The sequence below is a fragment of the Chromohalobacter israelensis DSM 3043 genome (assembly GCF_000055785.1).
Lineage (GTDB): Bacteria > Pseudomonadota > Gammaproteobacteria > Pseudomonadales > Halomonadaceae > Chromohalobacter > Chromohalobacter israelensis.
Genome location: NC_007963.1, coordinates 3,638,950 through 3,661,431 on the forward strand (window position 1 = coordinate 3,638,950; position 22,482 = coordinate 3,661,431).

20 protein-coding genes are annotated in these 22,482 nt (G+C 65.4%); 5 read left to right on the forward strand and 15 right to left on the reverse strand.

Annotation, left to right across the window (positions count from 1 at the left end):
* Positions 1–6: 6 nt before the first annotated feature.
* The 5 genes from phoU to CSAL_RS16555 all read right to left on the reverse strand — a co-directional run bounded on the left by phoU (position 7) and on the right by CSAL_RS16555 (position 6,092).
* A complete protein-coding gene (phoU, locus tag CSAL_RS16535) occupies positions 7–726 on the reverse strand; it encodes a phosphate signaling complex protein PhoU (RefSeq protein WP_011508554.1) in 720 nt (239 codons plus the stop codon).
* 32 nt (positions 727–758) lie between these two features.
* Complete coding sequence (gene pstB, locus CSAL_RS16540) at positions 759–1,532, reverse strand: phosphate ABC transporter ATP-binding protein PstB (protein WP_011508555.1); 774 nt, start codon at positions 1,530–1,532, stop codon at positions 759–761.
* A 65-nt stretch (positions 1,533–1,597) separates the two neighbouring features.
* Positions 1,598–2,971 (reverse strand): phosphate ABC transporter permease PstA, encoded by a 1,374-nt coding sequence (pstA, locus tag CSAL_RS16545; protein WP_011508556.1) that lies wholly within the window; start codon positions 2,969–2,971, stop codon positions 1,598–1,600.
* On the reverse strand, positions 2,968–5,088 hold the full coding sequence (locus CSAL_RS16550; protein WP_011508557.1) for an ABC transporter permease subunit: 2,121 nt from the start codon (positions 5,086–5,088) through the stop codon (positions 2,968–2,970). The genes pstA and CSAL_RS16550 overlap by 4 nt, the downstream gene beginning before the upstream one ends.
* Before the next feature lie 56 nt (positions 5,089–5,144).
* A complete protein-coding gene (locus CSAL_RS16555) occupies positions 5,145–6,092 on the reverse strand; it encodes a PstS family phosphate ABC transporter substrate-binding protein (RefSeq protein ID WP_148266842.1) in 948 nt (315 codons plus the stop codon).
* Positions 6,093–6,319: 227 nt separating this feature from the next.
* On the opposite strand from CSAL_RS16555, the gene CSAL_RS16560 reads away from it, so the two are divergent.
* Entirely contained in the window at positions 6,320–6,724 is a 405-nt protein-coding gene (locus CSAL_RS16560) for an acyl-CoA thioesterase (RefSeq protein ID WP_011508559.1), read from the forward strand.
* Here the strand turns inward: CSAL_RS16560 and CSAL_RS16565 are convergent.
* The 3 genes from CSAL_RS16565 to hexR form a co-directional block, all read right to left on the reverse strand.
* On the reverse strand, positions 6,721–7,185 hold the full coding sequence (locus CSAL_RS16565; RefSeq protein WP_011508560.1) for a phosphate-starvation-inducible PsiE family protein: 465 nt from the start codon (positions 7,183–7,185) through the stop codon (positions 6,721–6,723). The two genes, CSAL_RS16560 and CSAL_RS16565, sit on opposite strands and share 4 nt — an antisense overlap.
* A 64-nt stretch (positions 7,186–7,249) precedes the next feature.
* Complete coding sequence (gene uvrD / locus CSAL_RS16570; protein ID WP_011508561.1) at positions 7,250–9,469, reverse strand: DNA helicase II; 2,220 nt, start codon at positions 9,467–9,469, stop codon at positions 7,250–7,252.
* 70 nt (positions 9,470–9,539) lie between these two features.
* Positions 9,540–10,409 carry a transcriptional regulator HexR gene (hexR, locus tag CSAL_RS16575; protein ID WP_011508562.1) on the reverse strand — a complete coding sequence of 290 codons (870 nt, stop codon included), beginning with the start codon at positions 10,407–10,409 and terminating at the stop codon, positions 9,540–9,542.
* Positions 10,410–10,608: 199 nt separating this feature from the next.
* Here hexR and CSAL_RS16580 point away from each other — a divergent pair, with 199 nt between their 5' ends.
* Positions 10,609–10,803 carry a PA3496 family putative envelope integrity protein gene (locus CSAL_RS16580; RefSeq protein ID WP_011508563.1) on the forward strand — a complete coding sequence of 65 codons (195 nt, stop codon included), beginning with the start codon at positions 10,609–10,611 and terminating at the stop codon, positions 10,801–10,803.
* A gap of 96 nt (positions 10,804–10,899) precedes the next feature.
* Here the strand turns inward: CSAL_RS16580 and CSAL_RS16585 are convergent, their stop codons facing one another.
* The gene (locus CSAL_RS16585; RefSeq protein ID WP_011508564.1) at positions 10,900–12,267 is read right to left on the reverse strand and encodes a sodium-dependent transporter; all 1,368 of its coding nucleotides are present in this window, start codon (positions 12,265–12,267) and stop codon (positions 10,900–10,902) included.
* A 315-nt stretch (positions 12,268–12,582) separates the two neighbouring features.
* On the reverse strand, positions 12,583–13,452 hold the full coding sequence (locus tag CSAL_RS16590; RefSeq protein WP_043558727.1) for a DUF72 domain-containing protein: 870 nt from the start codon (positions 13,450–13,452) through the stop codon (positions 12,583–12,585).
* 177 nt (positions 13,453–13,629) lie between these two features.
* Between CSAL_RS16590 and CSAL_RS16595 the strand changes: the two genes are divergently transcribed.
* The 3 genes from CSAL_RS16595 (at position 13,630) to CSAL_RS16605 (ending at position 16,514) form a co-directional block, all read left to right on the forward strand.
* Positions 13,630–14,319 carry a DUF6198 family protein gene (locus tag CSAL_RS16595; protein ID WP_011508566.1) on the forward strand — a complete coding sequence of 230 codons (690 nt, stop codon included), beginning with the start codon at positions 13,630–13,632 and terminating at the stop codon, positions 14,317–14,319.
* Between the two features lie 90 nt (positions 14,320–14,409).
* Complete coding sequence (gene mltA, locus CSAL_RS16600; RefSeq protein WP_370599261.1) at positions 14,410–15,543, forward strand: murein transglycosylase A; 1,134 nt, start codon at positions 14,410–14,412, stop codon at positions 15,541–15,543.
* Positions 15,544–15,593: 50 nt separating this feature from the next.
* Positions 15,594–16,514 (forward strand): oxidoreductase, encoded by a 921-nt coding sequence (locus CSAL_RS16605; RefSeq protein WP_011508568.1) that lies wholly within the window; start codon positions 15,594–15,596, stop codon positions 16,512–16,514.
* 5 nt (positions 16,515–16,519) lie between these two features.
* On the opposite strand, the gene hemB is transcribed toward CSAL_RS16605, so the two are convergent.
* The 5 genes from hemB to CSAL_RS16630 all read right to left on the reverse strand — a co-directional run bounded on the left by hemB (position 16,520) and on the right by CSAL_RS16630 (position 22,437).
* Positions 16,520–17,494 carry a porphobilinogen synthase gene (gene hemB, locus CSAL_RS16610; RefSeq protein WP_035414105.1) on the reverse strand — a complete coding sequence of 325 codons (975 nt, stop codon included), beginning with the start codon at positions 17,492–17,494 and terminating at the stop codon, positions 16,520–16,522.
* Positions 17,495–17,643: 149 nt separating this feature from the next.
* Positions 17,644–19,476: a glutamine--fructose-6-phosphate transaminase (isomerizing) gene (gene glmS, locus CSAL_RS16615; RefSeq protein WP_011508570.1), complete on the reverse strand. Its 1,833-nt coding sequence runs from the start codon at positions 19,474–19,476 to the stop codon at positions 17,644–17,646.
* A 16-nt stretch (positions 19,477–19,492) separates the two neighbouring features.
* On the reverse strand, positions 19,493–20,278 hold the full coding sequence (locus CSAL_RS16620; RefSeq protein WP_224113413.1) for a DeoR/GlpR family DNA-binding transcription regulator: 786 nt from the start codon (positions 20,276–20,278) through the stop codon (positions 19,493–19,495).
* Positions 20,279–20,504: 226 nt separating this feature from the next.
* Positions 20,505–21,866 (reverse strand): bifunctional UDP-N-acetylglucosamine diphosphorylase/glucosamine-1-phosphate N-acetyltransferase GlmU, encoded by a 1,362-nt coding sequence (gene glmU / locus CSAL_RS16625; RefSeq protein WP_043559805.1) that lies wholly within the window; start codon positions 21,864–21,866, stop codon positions 20,505–20,507.
* Between the two features lie 145 nt (positions 21,867–22,011).
* Positions 22,012–22,437 (reverse strand): F0F1 ATP synthase subunit epsilon, encoded by a 426-nt coding sequence (locus CSAL_RS16630; protein ID WP_011508573.1) that lies wholly within the window; start codon positions 22,435–22,437, stop codon positions 22,012–22,014.
* Positions 22,438–22,482: the final 45 nt, after the last annotated feature.

Sequence of the window (22,482 nt, forward strand, 5' to 3'; positions counted from 1 at the left end):
CTGGCCTCACTGGCCCAGCGACTCATCTAGCTCACCGGGGTCGGTATGCCGAACATCGAGCCCCTTGACCAGATAGATGACGTGTTCGGCGAGATTGTCGGCATGGTCGCCCACCCGCTCCAGCGCGCGCAGAATGGTCATCACGCTGAGGATGGTGGTGATGGCACGCGGATCTTCCATCATGAAGGTCACCAGCGAGCGCGTGGCCGTGGTGTATTCATTGTCGACGGACTCATCCTCGTGCAGCACGTCCAGCGCCAGACGCGTGTCGAAACGCGCGAAGGCCGTCAACGCATCGCGCAGCATCTTGCGCACGTGCTCGCTCAAGTGACGAATCTCGACCATGCCGCGCGAATGCCGTCCCGCCTCGATGAGCGCCAGGGCGTTGCGGGCGATCTTGTTGGCTTCGTCGCCGACGCGCTCGAGGTCCGAGGTGGCGCGAATCACCGCCAGCACCAGGCGCAGATCGGACGCCGCCGGCTGACGACGTGCCAGGACGCGCGTGCACTCCTCGTCGATCTTGAGTTGCATGTCGTTGACGGCGGTATCGTTGTCGCGCACCCGCTCGGCGGTACGGCTATCGCCTTCGAGCAATGCCTCGACGGCGTCCTGCACCTGTTTCTCGACCAGTCCGCCCATGGCCATCAACTGGGTCTTGAGTTGCTCCAGTTCCTGGTTGAACTGGCGTGAAATATGCTGACTGTGCGTTTCGTTGGTAATGTCCATGGCACTGCTCCGCTGATAGGAATCGCCGCGACTCACCCCACGCGGCCGGTGATGTAATCTTCGGTGCGCCGTAGGCGCGGATTGGTGAACAGGGTATCGGTCGGGGCGTACTCGACCAGCTCGCCACCGTGCAGGAACGCGGTGTAATCGGAGACCCGCGCCGCCTGCTGCATGTTGTGCGTGACCAGAACCAGCGTCAGCTGCGATTTCAGCCCGCGAATCAACTCCTCGATCTTGAGCGTCGAGATCGGATCCAGTGCCGAGGCCGGCTCGTCGAGCAGCAGCACGTCGGGGCGCACCGCCAGTGTCCGGGCGATCACCAGGCGCTGCTGCTGACCGCCCGACAACGTCCAGGCCGAGGCATGCAGGTTCGTCTTCACCTCGTCCCACAGCGCCGCCGACAGCAACGCCCATTCGATGATCTCGTCCAGCTCGCGCTTGCGTCGAATGCCCTGCAGGCGGAGCCCATAGGCCACGTTTTCGTAGATCGACATGGGAAACGGATTGGGTGCCTGAAAGACCATGCCCACGCGCCGACGCAGCTCGGCCACGTCGACCTCGCGGGCGTGGATATCCTGCCCCTCGAGCCGGATGCGGCCCGTCCGCGTCACCTGGTCGTTGAGGTCGTGCAATCGGTTGAGCGCACGCAGCAACGTCGACTTGCCGCACCCCGAGGGTCCGATGAACGCCGTCACTCGATGCCGCGGCACCTTGAGCGTCAAATCGCTCAGCGCCGGCTTGTCGTCATAGGCAAGCGACAGGTTCTCGATATCGAAGCAACTCGACGCCGAGGAGAAATCGACCACCGGCGGCGACCCACGCACGGCCTCGCCGGAAGGAAAAGAAGCGGCTGACAACGGTGACGAGCCTCCTACGAACGTTCCAGTGCACGGTGACGTGCCCTGAGATGATGACGCAACAATATTGCAGTTAGATTAAGCACGACGATGACCGCGACCAGCAATGTCGCCGTGGCGAACACCAGCGGCATCGCGGCTTCGGCATCGCGGCTGGCGAAACCGAGATCGAACACGTGATAGCCAAGATGCATGAACTTGCTTTCGAGGTGCAGGAAAGGAAATTCGCCATCCAGCGGAATCTCCGGTGCCAGCTTGGCCACCCCGACCAGCATCAGCGGCGCCACTTCGCCGGCGGCGCGCGCCACGGCCAGGATGACCCCGGTGAGCATCGACGGCAGCGCCATGGGCACCACCACGCGCTTGAGCGTCTCGAAACGCGTCGCGCCCAGCGCCAGCGACCCCTCGCGGAGCGTACCGGGCACCCGCGCCAGCCCCTCCTCGGTGGCCACGATCACCACCGGCAACGTCAGCAAGGCCAGCGTCAGCGACGCCCACAACAGTCCCCCGGTGCCGAAGGTCGGCGAAGGCAGCGCCTCGGCGTAGAACCAGCGGTCGATTTGCCCGCCGAGCCCGTAGACGAACACGCCCAGACCGAACACGCCGTAGACGATCGACGGCACCCCGGCCAGGTTGCGCACCGCGATACGCACCAGCCGCGTCACGGGCCCCTGGCGTGCGACTTCGTTGAGATACAACGCCGCCAGCACCCCGAACGGCGTGACCACCAGCGACATCAATATCACCATCAGCAGGGTGCCGAAGATCGCCGGCCATACCCCGCCTTCGACGCGCCCATCGCCGGGCGCCTCGCTGAGAAAGCGCCACACGCCATCCACCCAGGCCAGCAGCTTGTCGCCGACATGCATGCGATTGGGCCAGGCCAGCGACTGGACCTGGGCGAACGGCAAGGTCACGTCACGCCCCTCGACATTGTGCAGGGACAACGTGGCGAGCTCGGCATCGCCTGCCAGCGCCTGGTGCAGCCGCGATTCGGCGGCATCGCCGCGGAGTCGCTCCCCGGCCGGTGTCGTCACCGCCGCCAGGCGACCGATGAACGGCCCCCAGTCCCGCCGCTGCACATAGACCAGGGACGCCGGCGTCTCGCGCTCGACGATGCTGTCCACCGCGATCCAGCGCCATACCTGCCCGTCGAGATCGCGGTTGGCGGTGAAGTAGCGACGAGTCTCGGCCTCGCCGCCACGGGGGATGCCGGCGACCTGTTGACCGTTCTCGAGGGTGAGGCGCTCGATGTCGGCGGGCCAGAAATGCGCCAGGCCGCGCACGGCGATCAAGGCCAGCAATGCCACCACGGCCAGCAGCGAAAGCGCCACGCAGGCGCCGCTCAGCCAGCGCCACAGGCTGTCGCGTCCCAGTCGCCATCTCATGCGCGCGCTCCATAACGCCGGTAACGACGCTTGAGTCGCCAACGCACCACTTCGGCGAGGGTATTGACGACGAAGGTGAACACGAACAACAGCAGCGCTCCGAGCAGCAAGAGGCGATAATGCGTGCCTCCCACCGCGGCTTCGGGCAATTCGATGGCCAGATTGGCGGCCAGCGAGCGCAGCCCCTCGAAGAGACTCGGCGACATCAATGGCGTATTGCCGGTGGCCATCAGCACGATCATGGTTTCTCCCACGGCACGCCCCGCGCCGATCATCACCGCCGCGAGAATACCCGGCGCGGCGGCGGGCAACTGCACGCGCCATAACGTCTGCGCCCGGGTCGCCCCCAGCGCCAGGGATCCCTCCGCCAGCGAGCGGGGAACGCCGGAAAGCGCCTCCTCGGCCAGCGAGTAGAGCGTCGGGATGACGGCCAGTCCCATGGCCATGCCGACGATCAGTGCATTGCGCTGCGCGTAGTCCCAGCCCAGCGTCTGCTGCATCCAGGCTCGCAGGTCACCGCCGAACCACCAGGCCTCGAGCCAGGGCGAAACACTCAACGCCGCCCAGCACAGCAGCGCCAGGGGCACGATCAATCCCACGCCGACGCCCACCGGCGGCAAACGCGCCTCCCAGCGCGCGGGCAGACGCCGCCACAACCAGCCGCACGCCACGCTCCCCAGCGGGACGCAAATGAAAAGCGCCAGGGTGCCGGCAAGGTGTTGCTCGACGAAGGGGGCCACGAGCAAGCCCGCGACGAACCCGATGACCACGCCAGGCAGGGCCTCCATCAACTCGATGGCCGGCTTGAGGCGTGCGCGCTGGCGCGTCGACATGTAACACGCACTGTGCACCGCCGCGCCCAAGGCCAACGGTACCGCGAAGACCATCGCCCAGGCTGCCGCCTTGAGGGTGCCCCACGCCAGCGGCACCAGGCTGTACTTGGGCTCCGCGTCGCCGCTGGCGGCCGCCGCCCAGCGCCACTCGTCGCTGGCGTAGCCCTCGTACGTCTGCGGCATCCAGAGCGTGGCGGTGCTCACGGCAGCGTGCGGGGCCTCGACGGCCAGCCGATAAAGGCGTCCGGTCTCGCTCAACCAGCGCACCCGATTACCGCGCGCGTCGCTCGACAGGGTGACCGGAAGCGATGCCTCGGGTGCCACGCCCTGCCAGCGCTGGCCGCTCATCGCCTGATAGAGTCCCAGCCGGCCGTCGGCATCCAGTGCCAGCCACAGGCGTTGACGCGGCAGGGCCAGCAGCCGGCGTATCGGTGCCTCGCCCAGGGCGGCATAGGGCGTCTCGGCCGCTTGCCAGCCTTGATCGTCCGGGCGTTGCCGCCAACGCCGCAAACCGCCCTCGGCGTCACCGACGACCAGCGTGCGGTCTCCCTGCAGGAACGCCAGGGCCGTTATCGGCGCGGCCGTTTCGGCACGTGCCGATGGCGCAACGCTGCCGTCCGGGGACAGCTTCCACGAGGTCAAGCGTGTCCCCTGGGCCATGACCAGATGCCCCTCGCGGCCCAGGGCAAGATGTTCGGCCCGATCCGGCAGGGCGATACGCCGTGCCGTCTCGCCGTCATGCCACAAGGCCGCCACCTGGCCGTCCGCATCGCGTCCGGCCAGCGCCCAGCCATGCGTCGTGGACTGCAAGTGCAGCGCGGCGACCGGCGCCGAGGCAAACAGCCGCCAGCGCGTGGCCTGCGACCAGCGTGGCTGGCCCCGGGCATCGCGCGGCACCACGCTCACCTCGCCATTGTCCAGGCCCACGGCCAGCGGCAGGGTCTCGCTCGCCTCGGTGGCCGTCGTCACGCGGGGCTCGTCGGTCAGCGTCGTCACCTCGCCCTGGGCATCGAACACGCGTCCATTCGCGCTCAGCCAGTATTCGCCATCCTCCGCCAGCCAGACGATGGAGGCTCCCGACGTGGCCGGCGAGGGCTCGGCATCGACCTCGACCGAGGCATCCTCGAACAACGGCAACACGGCCAGCGTCAGATAGACACCGATGGCCAGCACCGCCGCGACCACGCCGATGCCGCTGGCCGCGATCGCGCCCGACGCCAGGCGATCGAGACGCTGGCGTGCGCGACGATTGGCACGCTGGGGAGAAACGAAAGGGTCGGTCATCGGCGAACCCGGCGGCAATCCATGCCATGCAAGTGAAGGTGGAGCATCAGATTACGTCAGTTTGATGACGATTGCGTGACATCGGCAAGGGGTGGCAGCCGCAACGCTCGTCTGGCACTGGCCAGGCGCGACTCGGGCAACGGTACGAACCCCTGACGGGCGACCACGGCCTGGCCTTCGGGCGACAGCACCAGGTCGAAGAAAGCGCGTTCCAGCGGGGGAAGGGACTCGCCCGGCGCCAGGTTGACGTAGAGATACAACGGTCGCGTCAGGGGATAACGGCCACTGACGACGTTGTCGTGCGTGGGCAGACGTGGCGTGCCCCGGTCATCGCGCAGCGCCACCACCTTGACCATCGCCGTGGGATATCCCAGGCCGGCATAGCCGATCGCCTCGCGCGAGCGACCCACCGCGGCCACCACCGCCGAGGATCCCGGAACCTCGTTGACATCGCGGCGAAAATCGCCCCCGCACAGCGCCTCCTGCTTGAACAGCGCATGCGATCCCGAGGCGGTGTTGCGGCCGAAGCGCACGATCCCGCGTGACGCCCATCCGGGCGCATCGACGCCGAGATCGCCCCAGCGTTCGATGCTCGGCGCGTGCCCGCAGAAGCGAGTGTCGGCGAACAACGCCTCGACCTGCGCCGGCGAGAGCGAATCGAGTGGATTGTCGCGGTGCACGAAGAGCGTCAACGCATCCAGCGCCACGGGAACCGCCACCGGCGGATACCCCTGGCGAGCGATGAATTCGCCACGCTCGGCCTCGGTCATGGGACGGGACATGGCCCCGAAGCGCGTGACGCCCTCCGCCAGGGCCGGTGGCGCCGTTCCCGAGCCCGAAGCCTGCACCTGCAGGCGTACCTGCGGGTGTCGCGCGGTGAGCCGTTCTCCCCACTGGATCATCAGCCCGCCCAGCGTATCCGAGCCGATCGACCCCAGCGTGCCGCTCAGCGGCGTCGCCATCGCCAGCATCGGCAACAGCAGCGTTCCCAGAAGAACCGTCAAGCACCGCCCCAGCGCCCCGGGCCGGCTCATCCGTATCGCGTTCATCAAAGCTTTCAACGCCCCGCCTCCCGTTCTCGCCCGCGACGCCCTTGCCGGACGACTGGTCGTCGAGGCCCGGCGGCGTTTACTATGAGCCTGGTTGCAGCGGCGCGTCGACCGTATGGCAGCAACGCTCACCACGCCATCTGCAACGACGTTCAACAACAACAATCGCCAGGATCCCCAGCATGCACGAACTCGACGACATTCCCACGCCCCAGGGCGAGCTCACGCTCAAGCTCGTGACCCGGCGCCAGGATACCAATCTCTACGGCGATATCCCCGGCGGCTGGCTCATGGCGCAGATGGACCAGGCCGCCGAACTCGCCGCGGGACGTCTGGCCCGTGGCCGCACCGCCACGGTGGCCACCGAGGGCATGGATTTCCTGTGCCCGGTGCGGGTGGGTGCGATGGTCAATATCTTCACCCAGGTACGCGAGGTCGGTCGCAGTTCGATCAAGCTGGATGTCGAGGTCTGGATTCGCCCGCCCCACGAACGCGACCCCGAGGAACGCTACAAGGTCACCGAGGCACGTTTCGTGATGGTGGCGCTGGACGACAATGGCCGCATCCGCCCCGTTCCCGAGGCCTAATCCGCCTCGTCCGAATGCCGGCCGCCGCGCCTTACCAGCCGGTAGCTCAATCCCAGGGCCAGTACCGCGGCGGCCAGTGCCAGGATCATCAAGGGATCGATGGTTTCCATGTCCATGACCATGAACTTGCGGACCAGGGCCATGATCGCGATCAGCACCACGATCTCGACCTGGATGAAGCCGCCGCGTCCCTCCATGGTGCGCACGATGGAATTGTTGAACTCCATGGCGATCAGCACCGTCAGGATCATGTCGAATACCGCCTGGAAGACGCGATAATCGAAGGGATCGCGCGTCTGCACGAACAGCAGCTCGATCACGTGCATGATCAGATAATACAGCGCCACCAGCACCACGCAGCCGATCGCCACCGTGAGCACCAGTGACACCAGCCGCTCGAAGCGTTGATAGCCGGAGAGCTGCGACCACTGGTCCATCAGCTCGGGAAACCATTTCTTCATTGCTTGTCGCTCCTGTCGCGGCCAGGGCCCGACGTCATGGGCAAGATATCGGCACACCCAGGCATCATAGCGGCGTGAGCTTGGCGAATCCCAGAACCAGCCATTTGTCGCCTTCGTCCTCGAAACTGACATGGACGCGCGCTCTGGCGCCTTCGCCCTCGGCATTGAGGATCACACCTTCTCCGAAGACCGGATGGCTGACGCGCTGCCCCAGGCTCAACGCGGGCTGATCGTCGTCGCTCGATACGCTCTGCTGCTGGGAAAGCCCGCGCCCCGGTCGCGTGGTGACCGGGCGCGAGACCTGCCCGCGCAGACGCACTTCCTCGAGCAGCGCCTCGGGCAGCTCATGGAGGAAGCGTGACGGTCGCGAGAAGGTTTCCTTGCCATGCAGGCGCCGTATCTCGGCGTGGGTCAGGTACAGCTTGCGCATGGCACGGGTCACCCCGACATAGCACAGGCGCCGCTCTTCCTCGAGACGTCCCGGTTCTTCCAGCGACATCTTGTGCGGAAACAGCCCTTCCTCGACCCCGGCGACGAATACCACCGGAAACTCCAGCCCCTTGGCCGAGTGCAGCGTCATCAGCTGCACGCTGTCCTCGAAATCGTCGGCTTCGTGATCGCCGGCGTTGAGAGCAGCCTCCGCCAGGAATGGCTCCAGTGCCGCCGCTCCCTCGCCGATTTCCTGCAACGAGAACGGATCGCCCTGGGCGAAGTTGCGCGCCGCATTGATCAGTTCCTCGAGGTTCTCGACACGCGCCTGCCCTTTTTCGCCCTTTTCGTTGCGGTGATGTTCGAGCAGGCCCGTGGCATGGAGAACGTGTTCGATCAGCTCGTGCAGCGCCATGCCGGCGGTATCGTTGTCGAGACGCTCGATCAGGTCCGAGAATGCCGACAGCGCGCTCGCCGCGCGCCCCTTGAGCGCCCCCTCGCTGAGGCTGTCATGCAGGGCCTGCCACAACGACACCGATTGCGTGCGGGCACGCTCGCGCAGCACTTCCACGGTACGTGTGCCGATGCCGCGCGCCGGCACATTGACCACGCGCTCCAGCGAGGCATCGTCGTCACGCGTGAGCATCAAGCGGAGATACGCCAGGGCGTTCTTGATCTCGAGACGCTCGTAGAAGCGCTGGCCGCCATAGATGCGATACGGCACGCCGCTGCGAATCAAGGCCTCCTCGAGCACCCGCGACTGGGCGTTGGAACGATAGAGGATCGCGATGTCGCGACGCGCACTGCCCTTGTTCACTTCCTCGTTGAGGGTGTCGACGATGAAGCGGGCCTCGTCGAGATCGTTGAAGCCGGCGTACACCGAGATCGGTTCGCCCTGCACGCCGTCGGTCCACAGCTCCTTGCCCATGCGCCCCGCGTTATGGCTGATCAAGGCATTGGCGGCTTCGAGGATGGCGCTGGTCGAGCGGTAGTTCTGTTCAAGACGTACCGTCGAGGTGTTCGGAAACTCCTCGGCGAAGCGGCGGATGTTTTCGACCTTGGCACCGCGCCAGCCGTAGATCGACTGGTCGTCGTCGCCGACCACGGTCATGCCCGCGCGGTCGCCGGCCAGCAGCTTGAGCCAGGCGTACTGCAAGGTATTGGTGTCCTGAAATTCGTCGACCAGCAGATGGCTGAAACGCTCGCGATAGTGGGCCAGCAGGGCCGGGTTGTCGCGCAGCAACTCCAGGCCGCGCAGCAACAGCTCGCCGAAATCGACCAGCCCGGCCCGCTCGCAGGCCAGTTGATAGCGCTCGTAGAGCTCGACCATCTGCCCCATGTAGGCATCGCCATGCGTCTGCACCTGATGCGCGCGCAGCCCTTCTTCCTTGCAGCCGCTGATGAAGTACTGCACCTGCTTGGGCGGAAAGCGCTCGTCATCGATGCGATGATCCTTGAGCAATCGCTTGACCAGGCGCAGTTGATCGTCGCCATCGATGATCTGGAAGTGCTGGGGCAGCCGCGCATCGTGCCAATGGGTCCGCAGCAGACGGTGCGCGATGGAGTGGAAGGTCCCCACCCACATGTTGCGCAACGACAGACCCAGCAGCGCCTCGAGACGCGTGCGCATCTCGCGCGCCGCCTTGTTGGTGAAGGTCACGGCGAGAATCGCGTAGGGCGACAGTCCCTCCACCTGCATCAGCCAGGCGATACGATGCACCAGGACACGCGTCTTGCCCGAGCCGGCGCCGGCCAGTACCAGCAAATTGCCCTGAGGATGGCTCACGGCCTCGCGCTGGGCCGTGTTCAGCGAATCGAGTAGCGGCGAAACGTCGCCCGGCGAAACGTCGTCCATGGATCACGTATCTTGGCGTTGCGAAATGAGCGACCAGCTTAGCATAGCCGGCCCGCGCTTCGGTCGCCGGCTATGTCTCGTCTTCCTCGCCGGCTTCGGGAAAGCGCAGCGGCACCAAGCTCTTCTTAACTGACTTGAGCTGCTCCGCCAGCTTGGGACCGCGCGTCTTGGCGACCCCCACGGCCAGCACATCGATGATCACCAGGTGGGCGACGCGGGAACTCATCGGCGTATAGATCTCGGTATCCTCGTGAACGTCGATGTAAAGCGGCAAGGTGACCTCGCTGGCCAGAGGCGAGTCGCTGGGGCATAGCCCGATCACCGTGGCCCCGGTCTCGCGCGCCAGACGCACGCTGGCGACCAGCGCCCGGGTGCGCCCGGTCTGCGAGATGGCGACCACCACGTCACGAGGCGTCAACGTCACCGCCGACATGTTCTGCATGTGCGGGTCGGTATAGGCAGCGGTGGAAATCTGCAGGCGAAAGAACTTGTGCTGGGCATCGAACGCCACCGCACCCGAGGCCCCGAAGCCGTAGAATTCCACGCGATTGGCCATGGCCAGGGCGGTCACCGCCTTGCCCAGGGCCGCGTGATCGAGACGATCGCGTACCGACAGCAACGTGCCCACGGTGGAATCGAAGATGTTGTGGGCGAACTCGGCGACGCTGTCGCTATCGTTCATCGAGAACTGTGCGAACTGGCTGCCCGTGGCGAGCATCTGCGCCAGCTTGAGCTTGAAGTCCTGGAATCCGTTGCATCCCAGCGCGCGACAAAAACGCACCACGGTCGGCTCGCTGACCTTGGCCTCGGTGGCCAGATCGACGATGCGCATGTGGATAACGTCTTCGGGGTGACGCAATACGAAACGTGCCACCTTCTGCTCGGAGCGTCGGAAATGCTCCATACGGCGTCTCATTTCATCGAACAAGGCACTGCTCATGGTGGCGCGACTCCTAGGCTGACCCTTAACGGCGTGACGACAAGCTCGACGCTAGTATGCCCCAGGCGTTGAAAAACAGAAAAAAGTCCGTTTCCACCCTGACGGTCACAATTCTGTCAAGTGAGGTATAGTAATAACGTCAAGCGGAACGCGGCTGAACGACGAAAGGCCGGTTGTGAAGACGATTGGGAGATTCGATATGCGCGATGCCGAACATCTTCAATCCTTGAAAAGCGAGCTACTCGACATCCACATGAGTCTGGAAATGGTCGAGCACGAGCAACGCAAGAAGAACGCCGCGACGCGATACCTGCGCGCCCGGCGCGGCATTGAACTGCATCAGGAATTCAAGCGACTGGAACGCGACATCGTCGATTACGACGAGTGGCAATAAGCGCGACTTCCAGCGCTGAACAGGGCGAGGCCCGGGCGGGTTTTGCAGAGCCCCGGCGCGGACGAGGCACGCCCGCGCCGGGTTGTCGAACGCCTCTTACAGGCTGTTGACGAACACGATCACCACGCCGATGGGGGCGATGAACCGCACCGCCAAGCGCCACAGGGCGAAGGCGGTCTCGCCCATGTTGAGCTGGGTGCGCAGTTCGTCGCGCCCCATGAACCAGCCCACGAACAGCACGGTGGCCAGACCGGTCAGCGGCAGCAGCAGCTTGCTGGTGACATAATCGAGCAAATCGAAGATGGTCATGCCGGCGAACTTGTCGAACATGCCCAAGGGCGCGACATCCCCCCAGATATTGAACGACAGCACCGTGGCCAGCCCCAGCGCCCAGGTCGCCAGACCGGCGACGATCGTCGCGCCCACGCGCGACAGCGGCGAGCGCTCCTCGAGCCATTCCACCACCGGCTCGAGCAGCGAGATCGCCGACGTCCAGGCCGCGAACACCAGCAGCACGAAGAACAGCAGACCGAACAGCCATCCTCCGGCCATGTTGCCGAACGCCAGCGGCAGGGTCTGGAAGATCAGGCCCGGGCCAGCGGCGGCGTCCAGCCCGTTGGCGAACACCACCGGGAAGATCGCCAAGCCGGCGAGCAGGGCGATCACGGTATCCATGACCACCACGATGAGCGCCGAGCGGCCGATGTTGACGTCATCGGAGAGATACGAGCCATACGCCATCATGATGCCCATGCCCAGGCTCAGCGTGAAGAACGCATGCCCCAGTGCGGCGAGCACGCCATCGCTGGTGAGCTTGGAGAAATCCGGGGTGAACAGGTAGGCCGCTCCCTCGGCGAACGCGCCGGTCGTCGCGGCATAGCCGACGAGTACCACCAGCAGCACCGCCAGTGTCGGCATCAGGGTTTTCGCCGCGCGCTCCAGGCCACCGGCCACGCCGCCCACCACGACACCGATCGTCATGAGCATGAACAGGCTGTGCCAGAGCAGCAGCTCGACAGGGCTGGCCAGCAGGTTGCCGAACAGGGTGCCGACACTGTCGTTGTCGAGTCCGCTGAAGGTATCGACCACGGCCATTTGAATGTACGCAAGCGCCCAGCCGCCGATCACGCTATAGAAGGAGAGGATCAGATAGGCGCCCAGAACTCCGGCCACACCGATCAGAACCCAGGCGCGGCTGCGCTTGAGGCGCCGCGTGATGTCGCCCATCGTCGAAATGGGGTTTTTCTGCCCCAGGCGACCGAGCAGCCATTCGGACATCAGCATCGGCAGGCCGACCAGGAAAATGCAGACCAAGTAGATCAGGACGAAAGCGCCGCCGCCGCTCTCGCCGGTCATGTACGGGAACTTCCAGATATTGCCCAGGCCGACCGAGGACCCGACCGCTGCCAGCACGAAGGCCATTCGAGAGGACCATTGGGCGTGCGAATGAGACTTGTAAGACATTGCTTCACCTGAGTTGCGTGGCGTCATCGATCGCTGGAAGCGATGACGGGTATTGTTGTTGCCACGTCCCCTGGGCATGGATCGCACACCGCGACATGGAGCATGACAGGCCCTTGCGATCGCACGGGATCTCGCCGCTGACCACAAGGTGACCGTCGCGCCGGAACGAGCGGCGACAGCCATCGTAGAGTGTCGATAAACACGGATTGAAAAGGCATGCGTCGTCGACGCCACCCATGAAAGGCGCCATTCTAGCGGCAAGCCGTAGCCAAAACCATCCGCCCGATGGCGTCAAGCCATGCCATCGGCACCGCTTCAGAACAAGGCGCTTTGACGCTCTCCGGGAAAGTCGCCCAGGGGAGGAAGCGTCACGCACCGGGAGAGACGTGCATGAAAGCGCCGTGCCAATTGCGGCGCCTGACGGTTGTCCGGCGTGTGCACAAACAAGAAAGGGGTTTTCCCCTGTTTTATCCACAACGCCAGGCGCTCGCACCAAGGGGCAAAAAGCCGCTCGTTGATCTCCATATCACAATGGCCGATGAAACGCACGATAGGCATTCGTCCCGTGGAAATCACGTGTAGCGGGCGTTTCGGCTTTTCGCTCTGCGCCTTGATCAAGCGCGCATCGTCCCCGGCGGGCGTGGCGAAAAGCGGCCTGACATCCAGCATCACTCGGTCCACGCCCAAAGTTATCAACAAGCGGTTCAATTGCTGCTCAGCGTCCCCTTTGTGGAAAAATTCACTATGGCGCACCTCCACGGCACAGGGCATGTCCGACGGCCATTTCTCCAAGAATGCCGCCAGAGCCGGCAATTCCCGAGCGCCGAAATCGCGCGGCAATTGCACCATGGTCGGCCCCAGGCGATCGTGTAACGGCGCCAGCGCATCGCAGAATGTCCGGAAGTCGTCTTCGATGCCCACGAGGCGCTTGTCATGGGTCAGTTGCGCCGGCAATTTGAAACAGAATCGGAAATCCGCCGGCGCCTGGCGTGCCCATTGGGCAACCGTGTCCGCTTTCGGCGGCCCGCTGTAGAAGGTGGTATTGCCCTCCACGCTGCCGAACACGGCACCATAGTCGTGCAGCATGCCCGACGACGGCGCATGACGCGCATACAAGCTCCCGCGCCAATCGCCATTGGCCCACATCGGCAGCCCCATGAAGAACCTCGGCCCGATCCCCGTCATGGCGCGCCTCGCGATTGTATCGACCGGCCGCCGCGGCTATGATGCCGCACGCAGGACACCCTGACCGGGTACGCTTCTTGCATCGCACTACCGACCCGCCACGCGGCCACAAGCCAGCGGCGGTCCGCCGACCATCCTCGGCATCGATCCATCTTCCACACCCACGGGAGAGACAACATGAAAGGTTCCTGGCGTTCCTGGTTGACGCTGCTCGAGGGCTGCCTATTGGTCGCGCTCGGCGTGCGCCTTCTGCAATCCGCCGACCTGCTGGTCAGCGGCACGGCGGGGTTGAGCTTGTTGGTCAGCGACTTGCTGCCGGTAAGCTTCGGCATCGCTTTCTTCGTGATCAATCTGCCTTTCTATGGCCTTGCCCTCAAGCAATTGGGCGGCGATTTCACGCTACGCACCCTGGCCAGCGTGACATTGCTGTCGGTCTTGAGCGATACGCTCACCGCCACCTTGCCGCTGGGCAACACCCATCCCGTGGTATGCGCCATCGCGGCGGGCCTGTTGATCGGACTCGGACTGGCCTTGCTGTTTCGCGCCAACGCCTCTCTGGGCGGCCTCAACATCCTGGCCCTGTATCTGGAACGCCGTGCCGGTTTTCACGCCGGTCGCACCACGCTCTGCTGCGACCTGCTCCTGCTGCTGGTGGCCTTCATCGTCTATCCGCTGACCCAGGTCGCGGGCTCGGCCCTGGCGTTCGTCACCTTGAGCGCGGTACTGGGCCGTTATCACCGCAAGGCCAGCACCCAGCGCCGCCAGCCCGGCGATGACGAGAGCATGCGCATTCCCCGTCGCAAGGGCGCGCTGGTTCCGCATCGTGCCTCGGTATCGCGTCTGCGTGCGCTCCACGAGGAGGGCTGAGCGCACCACGCCACTGGCACGAAGCGCCGCGGCAAGGCATCATCGCTGACGACACCCGGCGGGTGTTTGCCATCGGATTCGAATGTCGAGGTGCCTTGCTTGCTCACGTTCCTGTCGCCACGTATCGCCGACGCCTTCCAGCGGGTGCGCCGGCTCGGTCATGCGCTGTGGTTGCTGCCTGTCTCATTGCTGGCCGCCTGCAGTACGCAAGCGCCGTCGCCCGGCCCCGGCGCACCGCCTCCCGCGACCGCAGAACACATGCGTCCCGCCGCCTGGCAGTCGCTGCCCGGCTGGTCGGACGATCACGTCATCGCCGCCTGGAGCGCCTTTCTCGCCAGCTGCGAGCGTCTGACCGGGAAAGCGCAATGGCGCGATGTCTGCCACGACGCGGTGACCGTCGACCCTCTCGATGAAGTCGCCATCACGCGCTTTTTCGAGACACGTTTCCAGCCTTACCGCCTGGTCAACGACGACGGCTCCACCACGGGCACGATCACCGGCTACTACGAACCCATCCTGAACGGCTCGCGTACACGGCACGGGCCCTACCAGACCCCGCTCTACCGCTTTCCCGACGCCTGGCAGGCGGCACCGCAACGCGTGCGTGCCTCGCAGCGGGAACTGTTGCAAAGCGGAGCCCTGCGCGGCCAGGAGCTGGTCTGGGTCGACGATCCCGTCGAGGCGGCGTTCCTGCAGATCCAGGGGTCGGGGCGTGTCCGTCTGGACGACGGCAGCACCATGCGCGTGGCCTTTGCGGGCACCAACAACCAACCCTTTCGCTCCTTCAACCGTGCCCTGATCGAGCGCGGCGAAATCGACGCCTCCCAGGCGACGCTGCCCGGCGTGCGCGCCTGGGCCAGGCGCCATCCCGAGCGGGTCGAGGAGATGCTCACCGTCAATCCGCGCATGGTCTTCTTTCGAGAACTGGGCAGCGACCATGGCGCGCACCAAGGCCCCATCGGCGCCCTCGGTGTGCCGCTGACGTCCGAACGCAGCCTGGCGGTGGACCCCTCGCAGGTACCGCTGGGCGCACCGGTATTCCTGTCGACGACGGAGCCTGCCTCCGCGCAGCCCCTGCAGCGCCTCATGGTGGCCCAGGACACCGGCAGCGCCATCCAGGGCACGGTGCGCGCGGATTTCTACTGGGGGCACGGCGACACCGCCGGCGAACGCGCCGGACGCATGAAGCAACCCGGTCAGATGTGGGTGCTGATGCCCAAATGACGACACGTCCCCGACCGGGCGTCGGGAAAAAGCGCCAGGGAGGATGACCCATGCACGATCAACCCCAGGCGACGGCGCCACTGGCCGTCGTGACCGGCGCCACCGCCGGGCTAGGACTCGAGACCGCCAAGGGGCTCGCCGCCCACGGCTATCGCGTGATCGTGGCTGCGCGCAACGCGGACAAGGGCGCCTTGGCGTGCCATGCCATCCGCACCCATGTCCCGCGCGCCACGGTCCGTCACGAAGCGCTCGACCTCGACAGCCTCGCCTCGGTACGCGACTTCGCCGCACGCCTGAACCAGGACGAATCCTCGCTGGCCCGTTTGATCAACAATGCCGGGATCATGGCCCTGCCACGCCTGGAGCGCACCCGGGATGGCTTCGAGCGACAATGGGGCGTCAACTTCCTGGGCCACTTCCTGCTCACCAGCGAACTGCTGCCGCTGCTCGCCGCCGCGGCATCGCCACGCGTGGTGCAGCTATCCAGCCTCGCCCACCGGGGCGGACGCATCGCCTTCGACGACCCGAACGGCGAGGCGAACTACGATCCCTGGCAAGCCTATCGGCAATCCAAGCTCGCCATGCTGTTGTTCGCCCAGGCGCTGCAGAAACAAAGCGACGCCCGACAGTGGGGGCTCGTGAGCCTTGCCGCCCATCCCGGGCTGTCGCGTACCGCGCTGTTCGACGACGGCGTGAGAAGCCGTCCGATCGTCGGCAGCGTCTTCAAGCTGGCCCTGCCGCTGATCAGTCAATCCGCCGCCGAGGGCGCCCGCCCCATCCTGCACGCCGCGCTCAGCGACACGGTCGGCCCCGGCGATTACATCGGGCCGGACGGTCTGGGCGAAACCCGTGGCGCCCCCAGGGCAGCGCATCGCGCCCGCCACGCACGCGACCCGGCGGTCGAGGCCCGCCTGTGGGAGCTTGCCTGCGACCTCACCGGTGCACGCTGGGATACCACGGCCCCCGCGTAACGGCCCTACAGGCCTTCCTCGAGCAATTGCGGGGCGAAGTAGGTCATGATCAGATCGGCCCCCGCGCGCCGCATGGAGCCCAGCGTCTCGCGGATCACCGCCGCCTCGTCGATCACGCCTTGCTGCGCGGCCATGCGGATCATCGCGTATTCGCCGCTGACCTGATACGCCACCAGCGGCAACAGGCTGTTGCGGCGAATGTCCGCCATGATGTCGAGATACGCCAGCGCCGGCTTGACCATCAGGAAATCGGCCCCTTCGGCCTCGTCGGCCAGCGACTCGCGCAGCGCCTCGCGACGGTTCATGGGATCCATCTGATAGGTGTGGCGATCGCCCTTGAGTTCGGTGCCCGCCGCCTCGCGGAAGGGGCCGTAGAGCGCCGAGGCCAGCTTGGTGGAATACGCCATGATGGGAATGTCTTCGAAACCGGCCTCGTCGAGCGCGCCGCGAATCGCCGCCACCTGGCCGTCCTGGGCCGCCGAAGGCGCGATGATGTCGGCCCCCGCCTTGGCAGCCGCCACGGCCTGAATGCCGAGATTGCGGATGGTCAGGTCGTTGTCGACGGTGTCACCCTTGAGGATGCCGCAATGCCCGTGTGTGGTGTACTCGCAGAAGCAGATATCGGGAATCACCACCATCTCCGGCGCGGCCGTCTTGATGATGCGTACCATGCGCGACACCAGGCCGTTGTCGTCCATGGCATCGCTGCCGTCGGCATCCTTGTGATGCGAAATGCCGAACGGCATGATGCCCCTGAGACCCAGCTCGCTGAGACGTTTCACTTCCGCCGCCAGCTGATTTTCCGGAACGCGATACTGACCCGGCATCCCCTCGATGGGCACGAAGTCGTCCGCGTCTTCCTCCACGAAGATCGGATACACCAGATGCTCCGGACGCAGCGAGGTTTCACGCACGATGTCACGCAGCGAGGAGGTACGCCGCAAGCGCCGCAGACGGGCCTGGGGAAACTGAGCAGGCATGTAGAACTCCTTGGATGGTCGGTGGCATGCCGCCGACCACTCCGATGGCGCGGCGAGCATTGCCTGACATGAACCTTCCACCGATTTTATAGCACGCTAACAAAAACGCCTAGCCGACGGATTGTCGCATCCGTCGGCGGAGGCACGTGTCATTCCACGGTCACCGACTTGGCCAGATTGCGCGGCTGATCGACGTCGGTACCCTTGAGCACGGCGACATGGTAGGCGAGAAGCTGCAGCGGGATGGTGTAGACGATGGGCGCCAGGGCCTCGCTGATCGCCGGCACACGCAGCACGTGCAGGTGCTCGTTGGTCTCCATGCGAATGCTCTCGTCGGCGAACACGAACAACTCGCCGCCGCGGGCACGCACTTCCTGGAGATTGGATTTCAGCTTCTCGAGCAGTTCGTCATTGGGAGCCACGGCGATCACCGGCATTTCGCTGTCGACCAGTGCCAGGGGACCGTGCTTGAGCTCGCCTGCCGGATAGGCCTCGGCATGGATATAGGAAATTTCCTTGAGCTTGAGCGCACCTTCCTGAGCGATCGGGAAGTGCGCGCCACGCCCCAGAAACAGGGCATGGTGCTTCTCGGCGAATGCCATCGACAAGCGCTCGATCTCCCCATCCAGTGCCAGGACCTGATTGATCACGCCCGGCAGCTCGCGGAGTCCCTGGACGATCGGTGCATGCTCGCCATTGGCGCCACGCACGCGCCCCAGCGCCAATGCCAGCAGCATCAAGGCCACCAGCTGGGTGGTGAAGGCCTTGGTCGAGGCGACCCCGATCTCGGGGCCGGCCTGCGTCATCAGCGTCAGGTCGGATTCGCGCACCAGTGAACTGCCTGGCACGTTGCAGATCGCCAGGCTGCCGCGATAATCGCGTTGCTTGGCAAAGCGCAGCGCTGCCAGGGTATCGGCGGTCTCGCCGGACTGGGACAGCGTCACGAACAGCGTGCCCTCGGGCACCACGACCTCGCGGTAACGGTATTCCGAGGCGACCTCGACCTGGGTCGGCACGCCGGCCAGCTTTTCGATCCAGTAGCGCGCCACCATGCCGGCGTGGTAACTGGTGCCGCAGGCGATGATATGCACCTGCCGCACTCCCTGGAACAACTGCTCGGCATCCGTGCCGAAGCTGTTGACCAGCACTTGATGATCGCCGAGCCGCCCTTCCAGCGTGGCCGCGATGACCTGCGACTGCTCGTGGATTTCCTTGAGCATGAAATGGCGATAACCGCCCTTGCTGGTCACGCCGTCGCCATGTTCGAAGATTTGCGCCGGACGCTCGACGCGTTCACCGCCCGCGTCGAACAGCTCGATGCTGCCGCCCTGGGACAAGCGCACCACATCGCCTTCCTGCATGTAGATGAAACGATCGGTGACCTGCAACAGCGCCAGCGGGTCGGAGGCCAAAAAGGCCTCGCCGATGCCCACGCCCACCACCAGCGGGCTTCCCTTGCGCGCGCCGATGACCACATCGGGTTGCGCACGGTGCATGACCGCCAGCGCGTAGGCGCCCTCCAGCAAGGCCACGCTGCGTTGCACGGCCTGAAGCAGATCCTGCGCCAGGGTGAACTCACGCGACAACAAGTGCGCGATCACTTCGGTATCGGTTTCGGACGTGAAGACGTAGCCCTGGGCTTCGAGCTCGCCCTTGAGCGCCTCGTGGTTCTCGATGATGCCGTTGTGCACCACCGCCAGGCTATCGCCGGATTGGTGCGGATGCGCATTCTGCTCGCTCGGCCGGCCATGGGTGGCCCAGCGAGTGTGCGCGATCCCCAGGTTGCCCTTGAGGGCATTGCCCTCGAGTTTTTCCTCCAGCGCCGCGACCTTGCCCACCGCACGCTGACGATTTAGCCGCGCATCGTCGGAAAGCACGGCCATGCCCGCCGAGTCGTAGCCGCGGTACTCGAGGCGACGCAACCCCTCGAGAAGGATTTCCTGCACATGACGTGCCGCGACGGCACCTACGATTCCACACATGGATGACTCCTCGTCTTCATTCGTTGACCGTGACCCGGACGACATCGACCCCGTGCGCCTCGATACGACGACAGGCGGTCGCGTCCAGGCCGGTATCGGTGATCAGGGTGTGGATCCGTGCCCACGGCAGTTCGAGATTGGGGATGCGCCGTCCGATCTTGTCGGACTCGGCCAGCACCACGACCTCGCGCGCGACCTCCGCCATCACGCGCGAGAGACCGAGCAATTCGTTGTAGGTCGTAGTGCCACGCTCCAGGTCGATGCCGTCGGCACCGATGAACAATTGATCGAAATCGTAGAAACGCAGCACCTGCTCGGCGACCTGACCCTGGAAGGATTCCGAATGCGGGTCCCAGGTGCCGCCGGTCATCAGGATCGCCGGTTCGGGCTCCACGTCGCGCAGGGCATTGGCCACCGATAGCGCGTTGGTCATCACCACCAGGCCTTCGCGCCCGCCCAGTTCGGGAATCATCGCCGAGGTGGTGGTGCCACTGTCGATGATGATGCGATTGTGCGCACGAATGCGTTCGCTGGCGGCACGCGCAATCGCGCGCTTTCGCGGTGAAAGCGGCGTATTGGCCTCGGTCAGGATGTCGCTGGGCAAGGGCGCAGCACCGCCGAAGCGGCGCAGCAGCAAGCCGCTTTTTTCCAGCGTGGCGAGATCCTTGCGAACGGTGACCTCGGAGGTCGCGAAATGGCGGGCCAACGTGTCCACGCTGGTTTCCCCATGTTCATTGACGTAGGCCAGCATGGCATGGCGCCGCTGGGCGGTATCGCGCTTGGGCATGGCATCCTTGTTCACGAAAGATTTTTCTTCCGAAACGAAACAATGCGCTTATGAAACGCGATTCGTTCCCCCCGGTCAAGCGCAGCCCAGCGGCGGGGAGAAAAATCCTCCGTCCCGATCAGACATGTCATACCGGGAGCGCCTTGCGCGACACGCGAGGCGGCTGGAAGCCGGGGATGGATGAGCGGATGACACCCACGCAGGACGGCGCTCCCCTGCAAGAGAGCGCCGACACCGGGGGTCAGGAAGACTTGCGGGGGCGCTTCCAGCCGGCGCGCGTGGTCTGGCGCGTGCGCGCCACCGCCAATGCGCCGGCCTCGACATCGCGACTGATGGTCGAGCCCGCGCCGATCGTGGCACCCGCGCCCAGGGCCACCGGTGCCACCAGGGCCGTGTTGGACCCCACGAAGACATCGTCGCCGATCTCGGTGCGATGCTTGTTGGCGCCGTCGTAATTGCAGGTGATCGTGCCCGCGCCGATATTGACGCCGCCTCCCAGACTGGCATCCCCCACGTAACTCAAGTGGTTGATCTTGCTGCCTTCGCCCACCTCGGCGTTCTTGGTCTCGACGAAGTTCCCGACCTTGCTTTGACGCGCCAAGCGCGTGCCGGGACGCAGCCTCGCGAAGGGGCCGATGTGCGCCTGTTCCGCCACCTCGGCGCCCTCGATGATGCTGTGCGCCTCGATGACCGTCCCCGCCGCGACATGGCTGTCGCGAATCAGGGTGTAGGGGCCCACGCTGACGCCATCGCCGAGCGTCACGTCACCCTCGAACACGCAGCCGACGTCGATGAACACATCGTGGCCACACTGCAGGCGACCGCGCACGTCGAAACGCGCCGGGTCGGCAAGCGCCACGCCCTCGGTCAGCAGACGCTCGGCCCGATCCCGCTGATAGGCGCGCTCGAGGGCCGCCATCTGCGAGCGGTTGTTGACGCCTTCGACTTCCAGCGCCGAGGCGGGGCTGGCCGTGGCGACCTCGATGCCTTCGGCGGCCGCCATGGCGAAGATATCGGTCAGATAGTACTCGCCCTGGGCGTTCTCGGCGGACAACTGCGGCAACCAGCGCTTCAACTGCGTGCCGGTGGCGGCGACGATCCCGGTGTTGCACTCGGTGATCCCGCGCTCGGCCTCGCTGGCGTCCTTGTGCTCGACGATACGGGTCACGCGTCCCTCGGCGTCGCGCACGATACGGCCATATCCGCCGGGATCGTCCAGGGTCACGGTCAACAGCCCCAGGCGCCGTTCGTCGACCTCGTCGAGTAGCGCCGTCAGCGTCTCGGCCCGGATCAGCGGCACATCGCCATACAGGATCAATACCTTGCCGTCCCCCAGTTCATCCAGCGTCTGCGCCACGGCGTGACCGGTGCCCTTCTGTTCCGCCTGCAGGGCGAAACGCACGTCGCGACCGTCGAGCTCGGTCTCGACCTGCTCGGCACCATGGCCGATCACCACATGCGTACGGGTCGCCCCGAGTTGCTCGGCGGTATCCAGCACATGGCTCACCAGCGGCTTGCCCGCCAGTGCATGCAGTACCTTGGGCTTGGCCGAGCGCATCCGCGTTCCCTGGCCGGCGGCGAGAATTACCACGTCTAGCGTCATCGCTGTCATCCCTATCTCTTTCCCGAAAGATACACGCATTCTACGGCGGGCGCGGAATGCCACCAAGCGACATGCGTCATGTCTCGGTGCCGCCCACAAAAAAGGCGACCCGAAGGTCGCCTTGCATGACAGCGGCGGCCGGCACTTAGCGGCGGCTGCCCTTCTCGCGCAGTTGCTGAATGGTACGCAACTGCGCGACGGCTTCCGCCAATTCGGCGGCGGCCCGGGTATAGTCGAGATCGGACTGCTTGTCGCCCATGGCCTTCAAGGCCTCCTGACGCGCCTCTTCGGCGGCAGCCTCGTCGAGATCATGCGCCCGCGTGGCGGTATCGGCCAGCACCGAGACCACATCGGGCTGGACCTCCAGGAAACCGCCAGTGACGTAGTAGACCTCTTCTTCGCCACCCTCGCGCATCACGCGGACCGGCCCGGGCTTGAGCTCGGTCAGCAGCGGTGCGTGGCCACGTAGAATACCCAGATCGCCCGACACGCCGGCCGCGATGAGCTGCTCGGCGCTGCCGGAGAAGATGGCCTTCTCGGCGCTGACGATGTCGCATTGGAAGCTAGCCATCGCTATCTCCTCGTTCATGGAAGCCTCGGCGCGGCGCGTGCGCCG